Genomic DNA, 18913 nt, shown 5'->3' on the forward strand with positions numbered 1-18913 from the left:
ATGACACAACGTATCGCTTTAGTAACCGGCGGCAGCCGCGGTCTGGGAAAAAACGCGGCGCTGAAGCTGGCGGCGAAGGGAACCGATATTATTCTGACTTACCACAGCAACCAGCAGGCGGCGCGGGAAGTGGTGCGCGAAATTGAGCAAACAGGAGCGAAAGCGGCAGCATTGTCGCTGAACGTCGGCGATACCGCCAGTTTTGCAGGCTTTGTACAACAGCTGACGCAATGTCTGAAGGAGAAGTGGCAGCGCGACAGCTTCGATTATTTATTGAACAATGCCGGCATCGGGTTGACCGCGCCGTTTAGCGAGACCAGCGAAGGGCAGTTTGACGAGTTGATGAACATCCACTTTAAGGGACCGTTCTTCCTTACCCAGCAGCTGCTGCCTTTGCTTAAAGACGGTGGGCGCATTCTGAACGTCTCCAGCGGGCTGGCACGCTTTGCACTACCGGGCTATTCCGCTTATGCGGCGATGAAAGGTGCCATGGAGGTGTTAACCCGTTATCAGGCGAAGGAGCTCGGCGCTCGCGGAATATCGGTTAATATCATTGCCCCCGGCGCAATTGAAACCGACTTTGGCGGCGGCGCGGTGCGCGATAATGCCCCGCTTAACCAGCATATTGCCGCCCAGACGGCGCTAGGCCGCGTCGGCCTGCCGGATGATATCGGCGATGCTATCGCCGCGTTGCTGAGTGACGAGCTCGGCTGGATGAACGCCCAGCGCGTTGAGGTTTCCGGCGGCATGTTTTTATAATGATCACGCCCTGCGCATAATAGCGTAGGGCGCCTTCATATTGTGCTTTTTATTATTCCGTAACACTCTTTTGCATCATGCGTATCGCTGATTTTCAGCGACTCGATTACACTGGCAGAAATAATATTATTATCCTGTTATCTATCCGCTTAATTAAGGAATTCCTCACATTAAATGTAATAAATATTATGAATGAGTAATCGTTCCGCGCTGGCGTGTAACTATTCATCATCATGATGTTTATATCATCTCCTCCATCGGTAAAATGGCTTAGGTCATACGGCGAGTTCTTATTTTTGTCGGCTGATATTACCCTTCACCCACTTTTAAAAGGGGTATTTTCGATGGAGAGCAGTCCATGCAAGTAATCATGTTTGACAGGCAGTCAATATTTATTCATGGAATGAAGGTCGGCTTACAACAACGTATTCCTGAAATTAATATTCATAGCACCTGTCAGGCAGAACAGCTGTGGCAACTGCTCACGGCTCATCCGCAGGCGCTCCTCATGCTTGATGGCGACCTGAATAGTGAATTTTGTTGCTGGTTGCTCCAGGAGAAGCAGCAGCGTTTTCCGCATGCCAAAGTATTATTAGTGGTTTCGGATGATAATAAAAGCTGGCTGCAACGGGCGCTGGCGTGGAACGTGCGCGCCATTGCCCAGCGTGAGGATAGCGCCGATATGTTTGCCCAGATCATTAATAGCATCATGTTGGGCATGATGTGTCTGCCTGGCACATGGTTAATGACTTCGGCGGATCGCGGGAAACACGCTGTACATTTAAGTCGTCGCCAGCAGGAAATTTTAAAACTGCTGGCGGAAGGCAGCTCTAATAAGGAAATTAGCCGTACGTTAAATATCAGCGCCGGGACCGTGAAAGCGCATCTTGAGTCGTTATATCGGCGGCTGGATGTGAAAAATCGGACCCAGGCGGCGATGGCATTTAATAGCGTTTGTGACAATTAACCGGTCTGACAAAACCACTCGCACTCCTGCAGGCGAAAGGCGTTATCGCGGTCAATTTTCCGCCATATCGCCAGCGCCTGCGTCATGTTGTGGCCGTTAAGGTAACGCAAAATGGCGTCCAGCTGCGGCTGGGCGCTGCCATCTAAACTGAATACCAGCGCCAGCAGGGCATCGTACTGCGGCTGAGTCAGTTCCACGACCAACCTGCGCTGTAGTATCTGTTGGCACTGCAGCAGGTCTACCGTCAATAGCATCATCGCCAGTTCAGCGGTGATGGGCGTCTCTTTCTCATCTTCATCAATAGCGTGGCCATAGCCGACCCGCCATTGGCCAAACTGGTCCTGATATGGCAGTAGCGCCAGCCCTTGCGTTTGCTGAATAAATCGCAGTCCCGCCAGGCTTAACGTGGTGATAGTCATGGTCTTTTCCTCTATTGTTGGCGGCAGTGTAGAGGAAAAGCGGGGTCGCCCCCATTCGCCGGATGGCCCAGGGCCTTATTGGTAATCGTGGCGCATCAGGCCAAACAGCCAGTCATTATGCCAACGGCCATGTAGCCAGTAGCTTTCGCGTAGCTCTCCTTCCTGTATAAATCCTGTTTTTAGCAGCAGCTGTCTGGAGGCCTGGTTCCCGGCGGTGACGCTGGCGGTAAGACGACGAATGCCGCCTGTAGAAAATGCGTAATCACATAGCGCGCGCAGGGATTCATATCCGTAGCCCAGCCCCTGCGCCTGTGGGGCGAACAGAAAGCCTACTTCGGCGATATCATCATCGTGATGGCAATAGCCGGTCAGGCCAAGGGGCGTATGGCTTTGCCGATCGCGAACCACCAGGCATAGCCAGTGCGAGGACTTAGGCGACCAGACCGGCAGGCGCGCATCAAACGCGGCGCGGATATCGGCGATGGGCCGATTATCCGCGACATAGAGCATCACCTGCGGATCCTGTTGCAGGCTGAGAAAAAAAGACCAGTCGTCAAGCTGCAGCGGCGAGCAGCGCAGCCGCGGCGTAAGCAGTTCGGGCATGTTGTCGGCTCTGGCAAAGGGAAAATAAAACCTTAGCAGCACAGCCTGCCGACGGAAAGTGCCTTACGAAGACCTCGGCTCGCCGTACAGGCTGATAAGCCGCCGCACCACGCCGTTGGTCCAGCCGAAGCCATCCTGCAGCGGATATTCCCCGCCGCCGCCCTCATGTGGTACGCCGCTGGCGATATGATATTTCTCAATCAGCTTGTGGTGTTTGAGATAAAATTGATTCACCGTCTGCAGCCAGCTCTGGGCGATTTCATCGCCAAGCGGGTCGTGGCCGTACATTTTGAATCCCTGTACCGCCATCCACTGCAGCGGCGCCCAGCCGTTGGGTTTATCCCACTGTTCGCCGCTTTCATATTCCGTCGCCATGATGCCGCCAGGGGTGAGCAGACGCGCGCGTACGGCATCCGCCAGCCGTTCGGCCTGGGCGTGGGTCGCCATCCCGACATAAAGCGTGACGATGCTGGCGGCGGAGAACAAGGCCAACTGCTCACGGCGCCAATCGTAATCGCGAAAACAGCCGCACTCTTCATCCCACAGGTAGCGGGTAACCGCCTCCCGGCGCGCGTTAGCTTTACGGCGAAATTCGGCTTCAGCCTCGCGATCGCCCTTCAGGCCGGAAAGATTGGCGATGGTATTTTCCAGCTTAAACAGAAAAGCGTTGAGGTCGATGGGAATAAACTGGGTGGTGCGGATACTCGCCAGCCTGGTGATATCGCGCAGCCAGCGGCTGGAGTAGTCCCAGCCGGAAGCCGCGCCGGCGCGCAGGTCACGATAGACCTCGTTTGGCGGCCGGCCGGAATGCTTCGCCGTTTCGACATCTTCTCGCCAGGATTCATCGCGCGGCGTATCACGGTCGTCCCAGTAGCGGTTAAGCAGTGAACCATCAGGCATACGCACCACGTGACGGTAGGCCTGGTTAGGGATCAGCGATTCCGCGCCGTCCATCCAGAAGGCGTGCTCTAATTTGAGATGATCGAGATAGCGGCGCGCGCCGCGAACGCCATCTTCCTCAAACAGCTCCACCATCAGGGCGAATACCGGCGGCTGGGAGCGGCTGAGATAATAGGTGCGGTTGCCGTTGGGAATGTGGCCGTAGGTTTCAATCATCCAGGCGAAGTTGTCGGCCATACATTTGAGCAAATCTTCACGGCCACTTTCCGCCAGACCCAGCATGGTGAAGTAGGAATCCCAGTAGTAGGTCTCGCTAAAACGCCCGCCGGGGACGATGTACGACTGCGGTAGCGCCAGCAGCGATGACCACGGAATATGATCCTGCGGTTCACGTGTGAGGACTGGCCAGAGCTTATCGATATGCTCTTTTAGCGTCAGTTTCGGATCAGAAGTGTAATCATCGGCGCGGTTATCCGGCAGCCAGAAGTTGTCTTCCACAAACTGACGCAAATCGAACTCCGGCGTACGCTTAACCCGTCGATAGTGCATCAGGATATCAAGCGGATCGTGTTTTGGCGCGCAGTCGGGAAAGGTTTTGCTATCAAGAAAAATGCGCGACTTTTGTACGTTAGTAAACAACTCGAGATAGCGGTCGGCGGGGGTCAGGGCGTCAGACGCCGGTAGCCCTTCGATGATCTCCGGCTCCGGTTCGGCGTCGAACATTTCATCCAGTTTTAACTCATACGGATCGGCTTCGTAGCACGGATCGTTTTCGATCCTCAACTCGTCGTCATCAACGTTGCGTAGTTTCTGGCTGAACATAGCGATACAGGCCTCCGGATAGCGTGAGTTTAGGGGCCGGGCATGCCCGGGCTCTCTAATAAGCGTAGACACTCGCTTCGGTCTGCGGAAGATAAACTGTGCGTCAGGTCACGCTTTTCAGTGCATAAAAATGGCAGGTAATACGAGCAGGTCTTTGAAATTAAAGGGTGAATATTTACCGTTGTCGTGGATGCGCGAAAACGAAATTCGGAGCATTCATTATGCAACAAAATTTGAACCGCCCCGGGTAAACGCAGGCGGTTGGCTCGTTTACTCCCAGGCGGCTTCCAGCATCTCCAGCAGTTGCTCTGACTCAAGCGTGACCGGATTGGCTTTCATCGACGATGAACTACTGGCCGCCAGCGCAGCGGGTTCCAGCGCTTCACGCGGCACGCCGAGGTCGCGTAAATTGCCGAGCCCTGAGCGCTGGCTCCATTCGCGCAGGCTTTGCCACGCGTCATCCGGCGAGACGCCGAGTCCGGCAGCGATCCACTGGCGCACGTCGAGGAAACGCTGGCGCATCGCCGGATTGGTTACCTGCGACTCATTGAGTTCCAGCCCAAAAGGCAGCAGGCAGCCGCAGAGCGCGCCGTGGGAGGCATCGCTTAGCCCGCCAAGCGGCCCCGCAAGACCGTGAACCACACCCAGCCCGGCATTGGCGAGCGCCAGCCCGCCGCACAGGCTGACCCATGCCAGCTCGTCGCGGCTGTCGGCACACTCTTTTTCCATCAGCGTTTTTAACGCGGCGATGCCGCGGGGAATCGCCTCCCGGCACAGGGCATCGGTGAAGGGCGTCGCCCGGGTGCACAGCCAGGGTTCGATAACCTGAGTTAAGGCATCAAGGCCGGAGCCGAGGGTGACGGCGCGGGGGGCGTTATCCGTTAACGCCGGATCGACAATCGCCAGTTGCGGCAGCATGCGATCGTCGCGCAGGCTGACTTTGCGCTGCTGCTGGGGGACGTTGATGACCGCGTTTTTAGTAACCTCCGCGCCGGTGCCGGACGTTGTGGGAATAGCGACAAACGGTAGCGGGCTGGCTTCCAGTATTCTCCCCGTTCCGACGACTTCCAGATAGTCGATGGCAGGCCCGCTTGCCGGGACCAGCGCGGCAATGGCTTTACCGGCATCAATGACCGCGCCGCCGCCGAGGCTGACCACCGCGCCGACGCCGCGCTCGCGCGCCAGCCGTACGCCGCGTTCAATATCGTCCAGCGTGGGTTCATTGGCGATAGCAACAGTGCTGACCTGAAGATGCAATGCGGTCAGTTCGTTCAGTAAAAATTGGGCGCGATTTTTGGTCGCGCCGTGAACCAGCAGCACCGGGGCATCATATTGCGCCAGCCACGGCGCGGCGCTGCGGGCCTGCCCGCGGCCAAAGCGGATATTGCCGGGCGTTAAAATGTTGAAGGGAGTGACCATGTGTAAGGGTACCTGTAGTGGATAATTATTCTGCAATCCACTATACACATTATCCGGCAAGCTTCATGTCTGCCATATTACGAAAAAGGGTTGCTGACGATGATAAGAATCTTGGGTAAACGCTCGTCTATTAACGTGCGTAAAGTCCTCTGGACCTGCGAAGAGGCGGGTATCGAGTATCAGCAGGAAGATTATGGCAGCGGCTATAGCCCGCTTGATACGCCGGAATTTTTGGCGCTGAATCCAAATGCGTTAGTGCCGGTGCTGGTGGATGACGATTTTGTCCTTTGGGAGTCGAACAGCATCTGCCGCTATCTGGCGCGTAAGGTCGGACGTGATGATTTGCTGCCCTCTGCGTTGCGGGCCGCGGCGCAGGTAGAACACTGGATGGACTGGCAGGCGACGGAGTTTAACAGCGCGTGGCGCTACGCGTTCACGGGGCTGGTGCGTAAAGATCCGCGTTTTCAGGATCCGGCGGCAATTAAAGAGAGTATTTCCGCGTGGACGCGCTGCGTACAGATTGTCGACAATCAGCTACAGCGCACCGGCGCGTGGCTGACCGGCGAGACGTTTACGCTGGCGGATATCGTGCTGGGGCTTTCGGTTCATCGCTGGAAAATGACGCCGTTCGCCCATCCGGAGATGGCAAACGTCGAACGCTGGTATATGGCCCTTAACCAGCGCCCGGCATTTATGCGCCACGGCAATAACGGCGTAGCGTAGCGGCTGATTTAGCGTCGCGGGCGGGTACTGCCCCTGACGATAAGCTTCCCCTGCAGAACGTGCTGAACGGCGCTGGTTTCAGCCGCGCCTAGCTGCGTTTTCAGTACGGCGATGGCGGTATCCACCATTTCCGATAGCGGTTGGACCCAGGTGGTTAAATTTATCAGCGGCCAGCTGGCCATGGCGATATCATCGAACCCGACGATGGAGATATCTTTGCCCGCCTTCATGCCCATTTCGCCGACAACCACATTGAGGGCGGCGATGGCCATCATATCGTTGGCGCAAAATAGCGCGTCCGGCGGCGTTGGTAGCGCCATCAGCCTGCGGGTGGCGTTCATCGCTTCTTCTATCGACCACATTCCGCTATCGCGCAGCATCGGGCGGGCGCCGCGGGCCTCCAGACGCTGTCGAAAGCCTGTCTCACGGTCGCGGCTGGTAGAGGAGGTATCTCTACCGGCAACAAATGCCAGCTGCTGATGGCCGAGATCCAGCAGGAAATCGGCAATCGCGGCGCCGCCAGCCAGGTTATCGCTGGTGACGCTGGAAACCGACCGGCTGTCGTTTTTGCGGTTGAGCAGCAGCACCGGCAGGCCGAGCTGCTGGCATTCATGAGCAAAGTGTGAAGAAAGGCTGCTGGACACCAGCACTAGCGCTTCAACACGATGACGCAGAATCTCTTCCATGATGGGGGTAGTGTCATCATCGCGGTACATCGAAAACAACAGTACCCGGTATCCCATCAGGTTCAACGCCTGTGACAGTTCATCCAGAACCGCGGCGTAGAAGGGATTCACCAACCCCGGAACGACGACACCAATAAGCGTTGAGCGGCGGGTGATCAGCGACTGGGCGATAAAGCTCGGACGATAGCCCAGCTCGGCGGCGATCTTACGCACCTTTTCTTTGGTGGCTGGCGAAATTTTCGCTCCTTCGGTAAAGGCGCGGGATACCGCAGATTGCGAGACGCCAGCCGCTTTCGCGACATCGTAACTGGTGACTGCTCGTTTGTTTTGACCTGCCATTCCGTTGCCTCTCCTGACCCATGCCCCGTCATTATGCGTGAATCTTCCCCCCTGTCACTAATTTTGCGATCTCCGTTGCATTCGAATGCATTGCTGCTTCACATAACATTTTATTCACGCCAGGATGCAAGTGAATTCGAATGCATTAGCATTTCATTAACATCATAGTGAGGCAAGTTATGGCTATCTGGCTCAAGCGCGGTGCGGAATCTGAAGCAGTGAAATCTCACGACCGTACGGTTCGTGAAGCAGTAGAGAAAATCCTGGCGGATATTGAAGCGCGCGGTGACGCAGCGGTGCGCGAGCTGTCGATTAAGTTCGATAAGCTCGATCGCGCAAACTTCCGCCTGTCGCAGCAGGAAATCGATGACTGCTATGCTCAGCTGTCGGATCGCGATATTGCTGATATCCGCTTTGCGCAGGAGCAGGTGCGTAACTTCGCTCAGCACCAGCGCGACAGCCTGAAAGATATCGAGGTTGAAACGCTGCCGGGCGTCATTCTGGGACACAAAAATATTCCGGTCAGCGCGGCGGGCTGCTACGTGCCGGGCGGGAAATACCCGCTGCTGGCGTCGGCGCATATGTCGATTATCACCGCGAAAGTCGCAGGTGTGCCGCGCATTGTCACCTGTGCGCCGCCGTTTAACGGTAAACCGGCGCCGGCGATTGTGGTGGCGCAGCATATGGCGGGGGCCGACGAAATCTACTGCCTGGGGGGTATTCAGGCCGTGGCGGCGATGGCCGTCGGTACCGAGAGCATCGCACCGGTGGATATGCTGGTGGGGCCGGGCAACGCCTTTGTCGCTGAAGCCAAACGTCAGCTGTTTGGCCGCGTCGGTATCGATCTGTTCGCCGGGCCGACGGAGACCCTGGTCATTGCCGATGAAAGCGTGGATGGTGAAATCTGCGCCACCGACCTGTTAGGTCAGGCTGAGCATGGTCCTGATTCTCCGGCGATTTTGTTGACGACCTCGGAAACGCTGGCGCGCGAAACGCTGGCGGAAATCGATCGTCTGCTGGCGGTGCTGCCCACCGCGGAAATCGCGCGCCAGTCGTGGGCGAAGTTTGGCGAAATCATTGTGGCTGAAGACCGGGAAGAAATGCTGAAAATCGCCAATGAGCTGGCGTTCGAACATGTGCAGGTAATGACCCGCGACCCGGACTGGTTCCTCGAAAATATGCAGAACTTTGGCGCACTGTTCCTGGGACCTCGAACTAACGTGGCCTACGGCGATAAAGTCATCGGCACCAACCATACCCTGCCGACGCGTAAAGCCGCGCGTTATACCGGGGGGCTGTGGGTTGGGAAGTTCATCAAAACCTGCACCTATCAAAAGGTTCTTACCGATAGCGCCTCCGCGCAGATCGGCGAGTACTGTTCGCGTCTGTGCGCCCTCGAAGGTTTCTCCGGCCATGGTGAACAGGCCAACGTCCGCGTGCGCCGCTACGGCAATAAAGACGTTCCTTACGCTGGGATTCCTGAATAACCCGTAAGGTCTGAAACGGGAAGCGGGATACGCTCCCCAACTTAACATTGGCCGCCCGATAACAAGGAAATAAGCGGCGGCCATGCTGACGGATAACCCTATGGACGTATTGATTGCCTTACTGGCGTTAGGATTGCTGATGCTCGCCGCCTATCGCGGCTATAGCGTGATCCTTTTTGCCCCTTTGGTTGCGCTCGGCGCCGTATTACTCACCCAGCCAGCCGCCGTTGCCCCGGTATTCAGCGATATCTTCATGGATAAGCTGGTCGGGTTCGTAAAACTCTATTTCCCGGTATTTTTACTGGGCGCGGTCTTCGGGAAATTAATTGAGTTTTCCGGATTCTCCCGTTCAATCGTGAGTGCTGTTACCCGGCTGATGGGGCAAAACAAGGCGATGCCGGTGATTATTCTGGTCTGCGCGTTGTTAACCTATGGCGGGGTTTCGCTATTCGTGGTGGTATTTGCGGTCTATCCCTTCGCCGCTGAGATGTTCCGCCAGAGCCAAATTCCGAAACGGCTAATGCCTGCGACTATCGCGCTGGGCGCCTTCACTTTTACGATGGATGCGCTACCGGGTTCGCCGCAGATTCAGAATATTATTCCGACTACTTTTTACGGTACGACCTCCTGGGCAGCGCCCTGGCTTGGGGTGCTGGGTTCCGCATTTGTGGCTATTGGCGGCTGGTTATATCTGGAGGCGATGCGGCGTAAAGCGCAGCGCAGGGGAGAAGGTTATGGAAGCGAGTTGGTAAATGAACCTGAAACACCGGCAGACCTTAACTTGCCGCACCCGGTGATCGCGCTGCTGCCGTTGATTATCGTCGGCGTCGCCAACCTGCTGTTTACCTGGCTTATCCCTCAGGCGTACGGTAGCCATTTCCTGATTGACCTGCCGGGACTGAAAGCGCCGATGGAAAGCGACGTGAAGAAGATGGTGGCGATTTGGGCGGTGATGGCGGCGTTATTGTGCGGAATTATCACTATCTTCTTGTTTGCCGGGCGTAGCCTGAAGGGTAAGCTGGCCGACGGTAGCAAAGTCGCCGTTGGCGGCGCGATGCTGGCGGCGTTGAATACTGCATCAGAGTATGGTTTTGGCGGGGTGATTGCCGCGCTACCGGGCTTTGTTCAGGTGGCCGATGCGCTGAAAGCGATCCCAAATCCTTTACTCAATCAGGCGATTACGATCAATATTTTGTCCGGGATCACCGGTTCATCCTCCGGTGGAATGAGTATTGCCCTGGCGGCGATGGCGGATCGCTTTGTGGAGTCGGCCCATGCTGCGGGGATCCCGCTGGAAGTGATGCACCGTGTGGCGTCGATGGCGGCGGGCGGTATGGATACATTGCCGCACAATGGGGCGATCATCACTTTGCTGGCGGTGACCGGACTGACGCATCGCCAGGCCTATAAACCGATCCTCGGCATCACGTTGTTTAAAATCCTCGGTGCCTTTTTCATTATCGGCGTTTACTACGCCACCGGACTGGTATAAAGCCCGGGCCGTCGGCTGTCTGTGCCGACGGCCTTATTTATTTTTCAGCGTATTCGCTTTGCGCCGGCGGGGTAATGCCGCTACGATCCGCGTCTATTTTTTATCTCATCCCAAAAACGCGCGGCAGGTAGGTGGAGTTTGAACAGGCGGTTAGGCCTTGTGCTATTGGCATTACTGTTGGTTTCAGGCTGCGCCGGCACGCTGTCGCAAATGAGCCCTCCCAGCAATGAAACCAGCCTGGTGGGGCATAACGGGCAGCGGCTTTCCGTCGATACTTTCGTCAGCCAATACATGCGCGAGAAGCAGGTCAGCGGCGTGGTGGTGGCGATTATTCATCACAACGGCCCGGCGGAGTTTCACTGCTTCGGCGTGACGGATGATAAGCAGCGCTACCCGATAACTCCGCAAACGCTTTTTGCCCTCGGTTCGTTAAGTAAAGGTGTTACCGCTGAAGTGGTGACGATGCTGGTCAACGAGGGGCGTTTACACTGGAACGATACGCTGCAAACCCTGCTGCCGCCGGGGACCGTGCTCAGTGAAGATGCCCGCAAGATAACCTTACTGCAGCTGGTCACTCATACCTCCGGGCTGCCGCGTCAGCCGATGAACATGCTGTCGCTTGAGCATCTGTTGGCCTATCTCAACAACGGTGAAAACTTTTATCACGAACTCGATGCCGACGGGGTGCTGAGCTATCTGAGCAACTTCAATGCGCCGCTGGAGCGCGAGCCGAGTTACTCCAACCTGGGTTTTGCGATACTTGGGTATCTTCTCAAATACCAAACCGGTGAATCGATTGAGACGCTGGCGTCACGGATGATCTTCCGGCCATTGGCGATGGGGAATACCAGCTTCCTGCCGCAAACGTTGCGTGAATATCCGTGGCGGGCGCTGGGACACGCAGGCGATCAGCCGAAGTTTAAACCGCGCGGCGCGCTGACGCCGGACTGGCAGTTCACGAATAATATGGTTGGCGCGGCGAGTCTGTACAGCGACGCCGGCGATCTGATTAACTATGCCCGCGCTCACTTCGCCCCCACGGGGCAGGCGGCACTGGATCGGGCGTTTAAAGACGTTAGCGTTGATTATTATCCGCGGCGGGTCGAAGCGGCGAACATTGCCTGGGTGACCGACACATTTGGTCGGCAGCGATTAACTTATCAGGTGGGTTACATCGGCGGCTATTCAAGCTATATCGGCTTCGATAAAGCGAATCAGAATGCGGTGGTGGTGCTGCAAAACAGCTTTAACTGGAGTAACTACATCGGCCATCAGATCCTACGTAATCTGGTGACGGAGTCAAAATGAAGCCCCGTCCTGAGACGGGGCTTCGCGGATTAACGCATGGTGACGAACTCTTCCGCTGCGGTCGGGTGAATGGCGACGGTATTGTCGAAGTCTTTTTTGGTGGCGCCCATTTTCAGCGCTACCGCAAAGCCCTGCAGCATCTCATCCATTCCGAAGCCGATACCGTGAATACCGACAATCTTCTCTTCCGGGCCGACGCAGACCAGCTTCATGCGGCACGGCTGGCGGTGAGAGGTCACGGCGGTATACATTGCGGTGAAGGACGATTTGTACACTTTCACGGCGTCATCGCCGTACTGCTCGCGCGCCTGCGGCTCGGTTAAGCCGATGGTGCCGATTGGCGGGTGGCTGAAGACCACGGTCGGGATATTGCTGTAGTCGAGGTGCTCTTCCGGCTTGTTGTTAAACAGGCGTTCGGACAGACGACGGCCTGCGGCCACGGCGACCGGCGTCAGCTCGACGGCGCCGGTATTATCGCCCACCGCGTAGATGCCCGGCACGTTGGTGTTCTGGAACTTATCAACGATGATGTAGCCTTTATCGTTGGTTTTAACGCCCGTTGCCGCCAGGTTGAAGTTATCGGTCGCCGGTTCGCGGCCAATCGCCCAAATCAGGCAATCTACGGTCTGGCTGCGGCCATCTTCCAGCTCCAGAGTCAGGCTGCCGTCGGCATTCTTGACTACCGCCTTCGGAATTGCGTTCGTGTGCAGCTGTGGGCCTTCGGCATTCATCACTTCCACCAGAGTCTCAACGATCAGCGGATCGAAGCTGCGCAGCGGCGCGTGTTTACGCACGAACAGGTGGGTTTCCGCGCCGAGGCCGTTAATCACGCCGGCCAGTTCAACGGCAATATAGCCCGCGCCGACTACCGCTACGCGCTTCGGCAGCGCCGGCAGTTCGAAGAAACCGTCGGAATCAATACCGTATTCCACACCTGGAATGTTCGGGTGGCTCGGGCGGCCGCCGGTGGCGATTAGGATATGATCGGCGGTAATGGTCTCGCCGTTGACTTCCACGGTATGGGCATCGACAAAGCGCGCGAACCCTTTGATAACATCAACTTTATTCTTACCCAGCACGTTGTCGTAAGAGGTATGAATACGGTCGATATAGGCGCTGCGGCTGGCAACCAGCTTATCCCAGTCGAAATGGTTGATGGTGGTATCGAAACCGTAATCCGGGCCATACAGGTGGATTGCTTCGCGGATCTGCGCCGCATGCCACATCACTTTTTTCGGCACGCAGCCGACGTTAACGCAGGTGCCGCCCAGCTCTTTGGCTTCAATCAGCGCGCACTTCTGGCCGTACATCACCGCACGGTTAATCGAGGCGATGCCGCCGCTGCCGCCGCCGATGGCGAGGTAATCATAATGTTTGCTCATGCCCATATGTCCTTAATCGTTAATTGCCGCGATTGTAGCGCGAGGCTTAAAAGGTTCCACCGATGGTTGCGATTACTCCGGTACGATCCAACTCACGGTCGCGTGACCGGTACCGGCTGGAACCAGTTTGCTGTGCAGCCACGGCAGCACGTTATTCATCTGCTGTTCCAGCTTCCACGGCGGGTTGATGACGATCATCCCGGAGGCGGTCATGCCGCGCTGGTCGCTGTCCGGACGCACCGCCAGCTCGATTTGCAGAATTTTGCGAATACCTGTGGCTTCTAAATCTTTAATCATGCGTTTGATCTGCGCGCGCAGCACCACCGGATACCACAGCGCGTAGGTGCCGGTGGCGAAGCGTTTATAACCTTCGTTGATCCCGGTGACCACCGCCTGATAATCGGTTTTAATTTCGTACGGCGGGTCGATAAGAATCAGACCGCGACGGGAAACCGGCGGCAGCTTGGCCTTCAGCTGCTGATAGCCATCGGCTTTATCGACGCGCGCGCGGCTGTCTTTCTGGAACTCGGCGCGCAGCAGCGGGAAATCGCTCGGGTGCAGTTCTGTCATCTGCAGGCTGTCCTGCTCGCGCAGCAGTTGGCGCGCGATAAGCGGCGAACCCGGGTAGTAACGCAGTTGGCCGCTGCGGTTGAAGTGCTCGACGACCGAAATATACGGCTCCAGCTCGGTCGGTAGATCGTCCTGCTGCCAGATACGGGCGATGCCTTCAAGGTACTCGCCGGTACGTTCGGCGTGCTCGCCGCTCAGCTGATAGCGGCCCGCGCCGGCGTGGGTGTCCAGGTAGAGAAACGGTTTTTCTTTCTCTTTCAGCGATTCAATGATCAAACTCTGAACGGTGTGTTTAAGGACGTCGGCGTGGTTGCCTGCGTGAAAGCTGTGGCGATAACTGAGCATGGATGCAGAGATTCCGGAAATAAACAAGTTAACCGACAGTTTACCGCAGTTCGCCCAGGATTGCCGCTGTCGCACCGCCTGTCATTGAAATTCCCGCAACTATCCCCCATTCTAGATCTCATGCAAAAGCGCCGGAACGCGCGCTTCATTCACCCTCTTCAACAGGACAGCGCATATGACCAATCCATTACTGACGCCTTTTTCATTGCCGCCATTTTCTGCAATTAAACCGGAGCACGTGGTCCCTGCGGTCACTAAAGCGCTGGATGATTGCCGGGCCGCGGTGGAAAGCGCGGTGGCGCACGGCGCGCCGTATAGCTGGGAAAATCTTTGCCAGCCGCTGGCGGAAGTGGACGATGTGCTGGGACGCATCTTCTCGCCAATCAGCCATTTGAATTCGGTAAAAAACAGCCCGGAGCTGCGTGAAGCCTACGAACAGACGCTGCCGCTGCTCTCCGAGTACAGCACTTGGGTCGGCCAGCATGAAGGCCTGTATAAAGCCTACCGCGACCTGCGCGACGGCGATAACTACGCCACGTTGAACACCGCGCAGAAAAAAGCGGTCGATAACGCACTGCGCGATTTTGAATTATCCGGGATTGGCCTGCCGGCAGAAGCGCAGAAACGCTACGGTGAAATCGCCGCGCGCCTCTCTGAGCTTGGCAATCTGTACAGCAACAACGTGCTTGATGCCACCATGGGCTGGAACAAGCTGGTGACCGACGTCGCCGATCTCGCTGGCATGCCGGAAAGCGCGCTGGCCGCCGCTCAGGCCCAGGCGCAGGCGAAAGAGCAGGAAGGATATCTGCTGACGCTGGATATTCCGAGCTATCTGCCGGTGATGACCTACTGCGACAATCAGGCGCTGCGCGAAGAGATGTATCGCGCCTATTCCACCCGCGCCTCCGATCAGGGCCCGAACGCCGGGAAATGGGATAACAGCCCGGTGATGGCGGAGATCCTCGCGCTGCGTCACGAGCTGGCGCAACTGCTGGGCTTTGACAGCTACGCCTTTAAATCTCTGGCCACCAAAATGGCTGAAAATCCGCAGCAGGTCCTCGATTTCCTGACCGACCTGGCAAAACGCGCGCGTCCGCAGGGCGAAAAAGAGCTGGCTCAGCTGCGTGCTTTCGCCAAAGCCGAGTTTGGCGTCGATGAACTGCAGCCGTGGGATATCGCTTACTACAGCGAAAAACAGAAACAGCATCTCTACAGCATTAGCGATGAGCAACTGCGCCCGTATTTCCCGGAAAACAAAGCCGTTAACGGCCTGTTTGAAGTGGTTAAGCGTATTTATGGCATTACCGCCAAAGAGCGTACCGATGTCGATGTGTGGCATCCGGAAGTGCGTTTCTTCGAGCTGTATGACGAAAATAATGAGCTGCGCGGCAGCTTCTATCTTGACCTGTATGCCCGCGAACATAAACGCGGCGGGGCGTGGATGGACGACTGCGTCGGCCAGATGCGTAAGCTGGATGGTTCCCTGCAAAAACCGGTCGCTTATCTGACCTGTAACTTCAACCGCCCGGTAAACGGCAAACCGGCGCTGTTCACGCACGATGAAGTGATTACCCTGTTCCACGAGTTTGGCCATGGTCTGCACCACATGCTGACCCGCATTGATACCGCCGGCGTTTCCGGCATCAGCGGGGTGCCGTGGGATGCGGTCGAGCTGCCGAGCCAGTTTATGGAAAACTGGTGCTGGGAGCCGGAAGCGCTGGCGTTTATCTCCGGGCATTACGAAACCGGTGAACCGCTGCCGCAGGAACTGCTGGAGAAAATGCTGGCGGCGAAAAACTACCAGGCAGCGATGTTTATTCTCCGCCAGCTGGAGTTCGGTCTGTTCGATTTCCGTCTACACGCGGAATACTCGCCGGAGCAGGGGGCGAAAATCCTCGAGACCCTGGCCGAGATTAAAAAGCAGGTCGCCGTGGTGCCGGGCCCAACCTGGGGCCGCTTCCCGCATGCGTTCAGCCACATCTTTGCGGGTGGTTACGCGGCGGGCTACTACAGCTACCTGTGGGCCGATGTATTGGCGGCGGATGCCTTCTCGCGCTTCGAAGAAGAGGGAATTTTCAACCGTGAAACCGGTCAATCATTCCTCGACAATATCCTGAGCCGCGGCGGTTCCGAAGAGCCGATGGAGCTGTTCAAACGCTTCCGCGGGCGCGAGCCGCAGCTGGACGCGATGCTTGAGCATTACGGGATCAAAGGCTGATTGCTACGTGAAAATCTGCTTAATTGATGAAACAGGCGCCGGTGACGGCGCCTTATCTGTTTTGGCCGCCCGTTGGGGGCTGGAGCATGATGCAGAGAATCCGATGGCGCTGGTGCTGACGGACGAGCATCTGGAGCTGCGTAAGCGCGATGAGCCAAAACTTGGCGGCATCTTTGTCGATTTCGTCGGCGGCGCGATGGCTCATCGCCGCAAGTTTGGCGGCGGCCGCGGTGAAGCGGTAGCCAAAGCGGTGGGTATTAAAGGCGATTATCTGCCGGATGTGGTTGACGCCACCGCTGGCCTGGGGCGCGATGCCTTCGTGCTGGCGTCGGTCGGCTGTCGCGTGCGGATGCTTGAGCGTAACCCGGTGGTCGCCGCGCTGCTCGACGATGGTTTGAAACGTGGCTATGCCGATGCGGAGATCGGCGGCTGGCTGCAGGAGCGCTTACAGTTGATTCATGCCTCCAGCCTCAATGCGTTGACCGATATCACCCCGCGCCCACAGGTGGTGTATCTGGATCCGATGTTTCCCCATAAGCAGAAAAGCGCGCTGGTCAAAAAAGAGATGCGGGTATTTCAGTCGCTGGTGGGGCCGGATTTAGACGCCGATGGTCTGTTGGCGCCGGCTCGACAGCTGGCGACCAAACGAGTGGTGGTGAAGCGTCCGGACTATGCGCCGCCGCTGGCGGATGTCGCCACGCCGAACGCGGTGGTGACCAAAGGACATCGGTTTGATATTTACGCCGGTACGCCGGCGTAATTTTTCGTCGTTGTGATATCACCCGGATAGCGGCGCAACGCGCCTTATCCGGGCTACCAAATTGTAGCGCGAGCCGGGAACCGCAATATTTAAACAAACGGCGCCAGCGGATCGGCCATCTTAGATGGTTACTCGGCGCTGGCTGGGGTATTAATCATCCGGTTCAGCCACGGCACCATAAAGGCCATCACCACCGTCACCGCCAGGGTCACGAGGCCAATTTTACTGAACACGTTGGTGTAGATCGGCAGCGTCTGCAGCGGGTCGGTTATATTTTCCGGTACCGCGGTGAAGGTCGCGACATAGCCGCCCATCAGGAACGCGGCGGCCTGAGTCAGGAACCACATCCCCAGAATAAAGCCCATCAGCCGCTGCGGAACCAGCGCGGCAACCATCGCCAGGCCCAGGGCGCTAATCAGCAGTTCGCCGAGACTCTGGAACAGATAAACCAGCACGATAAACCACGGCGAGGTGAGCCCCTGCGGGTCGGCAAACCACATCCCGGCCGCCGCGGCGGTCAGGAAGCCCAGCGCGCAGAGGAACATGCCGAGAGTGAATTTCATCGGCATGGTCAGGTCTTTACCTTTGTTGCCAAGACGGGTGTAGATAGCCGCCAGTACCGGGCTGGCGACCACCACCCAGAACGGGTTCAATGCCTGGAAACTCACCGGGTTAATTGCGATGCCGAGAATGTCGTGATGCACGTTATTGATGGCGAAGAAGTTCAGCGAGGTCGGCATCTGGGCATACAGGATATAAAACACCACCGCTTCGAGCATCAGGATGAAGGCGACGAACATCTTGTTGCGGCCGGTTTTATCGAGGCGGAAAGCTTCGCGGAAGAAGAAAATCGTCACCACGATGGACAGCACGATCAGCACCAGGTTGGCGATTTTAACGTTATGCATCAGCCAGGCGCAGAGGAAAATCATCACCACGGTGCCGACCAGCACGTACAGCAGATTACGGAAACTCAGCGGCTGATGATCCGGGGTTGAACCGATATCTTTCACCATTCCGCGGCAGGCGAAGTAGACCAGCAGCGCGACGATAAGCCCGGCGCCGCACAGATTGTAGGTCACCGCATAGCCGAACTTATCGGCAATAACCGGCGCCAGCGACAGCGAGAGCAGCGAACCGATGTTAATCGACATATAAAACAGGGTGAAGGCGCCGTCGAGACGGGCATCTTTAGGCGGATAGCATTTTGATAGCAGGCTCGCGGGATTGGCTTTAAACAGCCCGTTGCCGACGGCGATAGTGCCAAGCGCGATAAAGATAAGGTCGGGTTTGAGCAGCGACAGACCGGTCATAAAATAGCCGATTGCCAACACGATGGCGCCGAGCACCAGCGTGCGTTTGGTTCCAAGCAGATGGTCACCGACATAGCCGCCGATGGAAATGAGGCCGTAGACCAGCGCCGCAAAGGCGCCAAAGGTGATAAATGCCTGTTCCTGAGAGAAACCAAGCTGTTTAACAAAGAACACCGCCAGGATGCCCTGGACGCCGTAATAGCCAAAACGCTCCCATAACTCTACAAAAAAAATCATGAAGAACGGACGGGGTTGCTGTAGCAAACCCGTAGGTGCAGTTGTTTTCATATTCCTTCGCCTTTTAGTGCTATCCCAAAAAGTATGAACGCGTCTGCCAAAACGCGCCGAAAAAGTCTGATGGCCCATAATGATTCGGCCATTGGCTGAATGTATAGATTATT

General features: G+C 56.8%; 16 protein-coding genes. 8 read left to right on the top strand and 8 right to left on the bottom strand.

Annotation, left to right across the window (positions count from 1 at the left end):
* Positions 1-759, top strand: coding sequence for an SDR family oxidoreductase (locus ABLU80_RS21320; protein ID WP_047466596.1), 759 nt, complete (start codon positions 1-3; stop codon positions 757-759).
* A gap of 358 nt (positions 760-1117) precedes the next feature.
* Positions 1118-1726: a response regulator transcription factor gene (locus ABLU80_RS21325; RefSeq protein WP_032715270.1), complete on the top strand. Its 609-nt coding sequence runs from the start codon at positions 1118-1120 to the stop codon at positions 1724-1726.
* Here the strand turns inward: ABLU80_RS21325 and ABLU80_RS21330 are convergent.
* The 4 genes from ABLU80_RS21330 to ABLU80_RS21345 form a co-directional block, all read right to left on the bottom strand.
* On the bottom strand, positions 1723-2145 hold the full coding sequence (locus tag ABLU80_RS21330; RefSeq protein ID WP_348850449.1) for a muraminidase: 423 nt from the start codon (positions 2143-2145) through the stop codon (positions 1723-1725). The two genes, ABLU80_RS21325 and ABLU80_RS21330, sit on opposite strands and share 4 nt — an antisense overlap.
* A gap of 75 nt (positions 2146-2220) precedes the next feature.
* On the bottom strand, positions 2221-2748 hold the full coding sequence (locus ABLU80_RS21335) for a GNAT family protein (protein ID WP_047079880.1): 528 nt from the start codon (positions 2746-2748) through the stop codon (positions 2221-2223).
* Between the two features lie 63 nt (positions 2749-2811).
* Positions 2812-4470 carry an alpha,alpha-trehalase gene (locus ABLU80_RS21340; protein WP_047078846.1) on the bottom strand — a complete coding sequence of 553 codons (1659 nt, stop codon included), beginning with the start codon at positions 4468-4470 and terminating at the stop codon, positions 2812-2814.
* Between the two features lie 270 nt (positions 4471-4740).
* Positions 4741-5889 carry an iron-containing alcohol dehydrogenase gene (locus ABLU80_RS21345; protein ID WP_348850450.1) on the bottom strand — a complete coding sequence of 383 codons (1149 nt, stop codon included), beginning with the start codon at positions 5887-5889 and terminating at the stop codon, positions 4741-4743.
* Between the two features lie 99 nt (positions 5890-5988).
* Here ABLU80_RS21345 and ABLU80_RS21350 point away from each other — a divergent pair, with 99 nt between their 5' ends.
* Positions 5989-6612: a glutathione S-transferase gene (locus ABLU80_RS21350; RefSeq protein WP_348850451.1), complete on the top strand. Its 624-nt coding sequence runs from the start codon at positions 5989-5991 to the stop codon at positions 6610-6612.
* A gap of 8 nt (positions 6613-6620) precedes the next feature.
* On the opposite strand, the gene ABLU80_RS21355 is transcribed toward ABLU80_RS21350, so the two are convergent.
* Positions 6621-7637: a LacI family DNA-binding transcriptional regulator gene (locus ABLU80_RS21355; RefSeq protein WP_045359210.1), complete on the bottom strand. Its 1017-nt coding sequence runs from the start codon at positions 7635-7637 to the stop codon at positions 6621-6623.
* Positions 7638-7816: 179 nt separating this feature from the next.
* Between ABLU80_RS21355 and hisD the strand changes: the two genes are divergently transcribed.
* The 3 genes from hisD (at position 7817) to ABLU80_RS21370 (ending at position 11924) form a co-directional block, all read left to right on the top strand.
* Positions 7817-9124, top strand: a complete 1308-nt coding sequence (gene hisD, locus ABLU80_RS21360) for a histidinol dehydrogenase (RefSeq protein ID WP_015369260.1) — start codon at positions 7817-7819, stop codon at positions 9122-9124.
* 100 nt (positions 9125-9224) lie between these two features.
* Complete coding sequence (locus tag ABLU80_RS21365; RefSeq protein WP_026612201.1) at positions 9225-10616, top strand: GntP family permease; 1392 nt, start codon at positions 9225-9227, stop codon at positions 10614-10616.
* Positions 10617-10826: 210 nt separating this feature from the next.
* Complete coding sequence (locus tag ABLU80_RS21370; protein WP_063410334.1) at positions 10827-11924, top strand: serine hydrolase domain-containing protein; 1098 nt, start codon at positions 10827-10829, stop codon at positions 11922-11924.
* A gap of 29 nt (positions 11925-11953) precedes the next feature.
* Here the strand turns inward: ABLU80_RS21370 and gorA are convergent, their stop codons facing one another.
* Positions 11954-13306 carry a glutathione-disulfide reductase gene (gene gorA, locus ABLU80_RS21375; RefSeq protein ID WP_348850452.1) on the bottom strand — a complete coding sequence of 451 codons (1353 nt, stop codon included), beginning with the start codon at positions 13304-13306 and terminating at the stop codon, positions 11954-11956.
* 72 nt (positions 13307-13378) lie between these two features.
* On the bottom strand, positions 13379-14221 hold the full coding sequence (locus ABLU80_RS21380; protein ID WP_015703746.1) for a 23S rRNA (adenine(2030)-N(6))-methyltransferase RlmJ: 843 nt from the start codon (positions 14219-14221) through the stop codon (positions 13379-13381).
* 175 nt (positions 14222-14396) lie between these two features.
* On the opposite strand from ABLU80_RS21380, the gene prlC reads away from it, so the two are divergent.
* The gene (gene prlC / locus ABLU80_RS21385; protein ID WP_015369266.1) at positions 14397-16439 is read left to right on the top strand and encodes an oligopeptidase A; all 2043 of its coding nucleotides are present in this window, start codon (positions 14397-14399) and stop codon (positions 16437-16439) included.
* A gap of 7 nt (positions 16440-16446) precedes the next feature.
* Positions 16447-17199 (top strand): 16S rRNA (guanine(1516)-N(2))-methyltransferase RsmJ, encoded by a 753-nt coding sequence (rsmJ, locus tag ABLU80_RS21390; RefSeq protein WP_015369267.1) that lies wholly within the window; start codon positions 16447-16449, stop codon positions 17197-17199.
* Positions 17200-17327: 128 nt separating this feature from the next.
* On the opposite strand, the gene dtpB is transcribed toward rsmJ, so the two are convergent.
* Positions 17328-18800 carry a dipeptide/tripeptide permease DtpB gene (gene dtpB / locus ABLU80_RS21395; protein ID WP_020077742.1) on the bottom strand — a complete coding sequence of 491 codons (1473 nt, stop codon included), beginning with the start codon at positions 18798-18800 and terminating at the stop codon, positions 17328-17330.
* Positions 18801-18913 lie beyond the last annotated feature (113 nt).

It is taken from the genome of Klebsiella sp. CN_Kp104, from assembly GCF_040064515.1.
Lineage (GTDB): Bacteria > Pseudomonadota > Gammaproteobacteria > Enterobacterales > Enterobacteriaceae > Klebsiella > Klebsiella aerogenes.

Bases quoted from the DNA above. Each gene is read 5' to 3' on its own strand.
- ABLU80_RS21320 (WP_047466596.1), top strand. From the start codon at position 1: ATGACACAACGTATCGCTTTAGTAACCGGCGGCAGCCGCGGTCTGGGA.
- ABLU80_RS21325 (WP_032715270.1), top strand. From the start codon at position 1,118: ATGCAAGTAATCATGTTTGACAGGCAGTCAATATTTATTCATGGAATG.
- ABLU80_RS21330 (WP_348850449.1), bottom strand. From the start codon at position 2,145: ATGACTATCACCACGTTAAGCCTGGCGGGACTGCGATTTATTCAGCAA.
- ABLU80_RS21335 (WP_047079880.1), bottom strand. From the start codon at position 2,748: ATGCCCGAACTGCTTACGCCGCGGCTGCGCTGCTCGCCGCTGCAGCTT.
- ABLU80_RS21340 (WP_047078846.1), bottom strand. From the start codon at position 4,470: ATGTTCAGCCAGAAACTACGCAACGTTGATGACGACGAGTTGAGGATC.
- ABLU80_RS21345 (WP_348850450.1), bottom strand. From the start codon at position 5,889: ATGGTCACTCCCTTCAACATTTTAACGCCCGGCAATATCCGCTTTGGC.
- ABLU80_RS21350 (WP_348850451.1), top strand. From the start codon at position 5,989: ATGATAAGAATCTTGGGTAAACGCTCGTCTATTAACGTGCGTAAAGTC.
- ABLU80_RS21355 (WP_045359210.1), bottom strand. From the start codon at position 7,637: ATGGCAGGTCAAAACAAACGAGCAGTCACCAGTTACGATGTCGCGAAA.
- hisD (WP_015369260.1), top strand. From the start codon at position 7,817: ATGGCTATCTGGCTCAAGCGCGGTGCGGAATCTGAAGCAGTGAAATCT.
- ABLU80_RS21365 (WP_026612201.1), top strand. From the start codon at position 9,225: ATGGACGTATTGATTGCCTTACTGGCGTTAGGATTGCTGATGCTCGCC.
- ABLU80_RS21370 (WP_063410334.1), top strand. From the start codon at position 10,827: ATGAGCCCTCCCAGCAATGAAACCAGCCTGGTGGGGCATAACGGGCAG.
- gorA (WP_348850452.1), bottom strand. From the start codon at position 13,306: ATGAGCAAACATTATGATTACCTCGCCATCGGCGGCGGCAGCGGCGGC.
- ABLU80_RS21380 (WP_015703746.1), bottom strand. From the start codon at position 14,221: ATGCTCAGTTATCGCCACAGCTTTCACGCAGGCAACCACGCCGACGTC.
- prlC (WP_015369266.1), top strand. From the start codon at position 14,397: ATGACCAATCCATTACTGACGCCTTTTTCATTGCCGCCATTTTCTGCA.
- dtpB (WP_020077742.1), bottom strand. From the start codon at position 18,800: ATGAAAACAACTGCACCTACGGGTTTGCTACAGCAACCCCGTCCGTTC.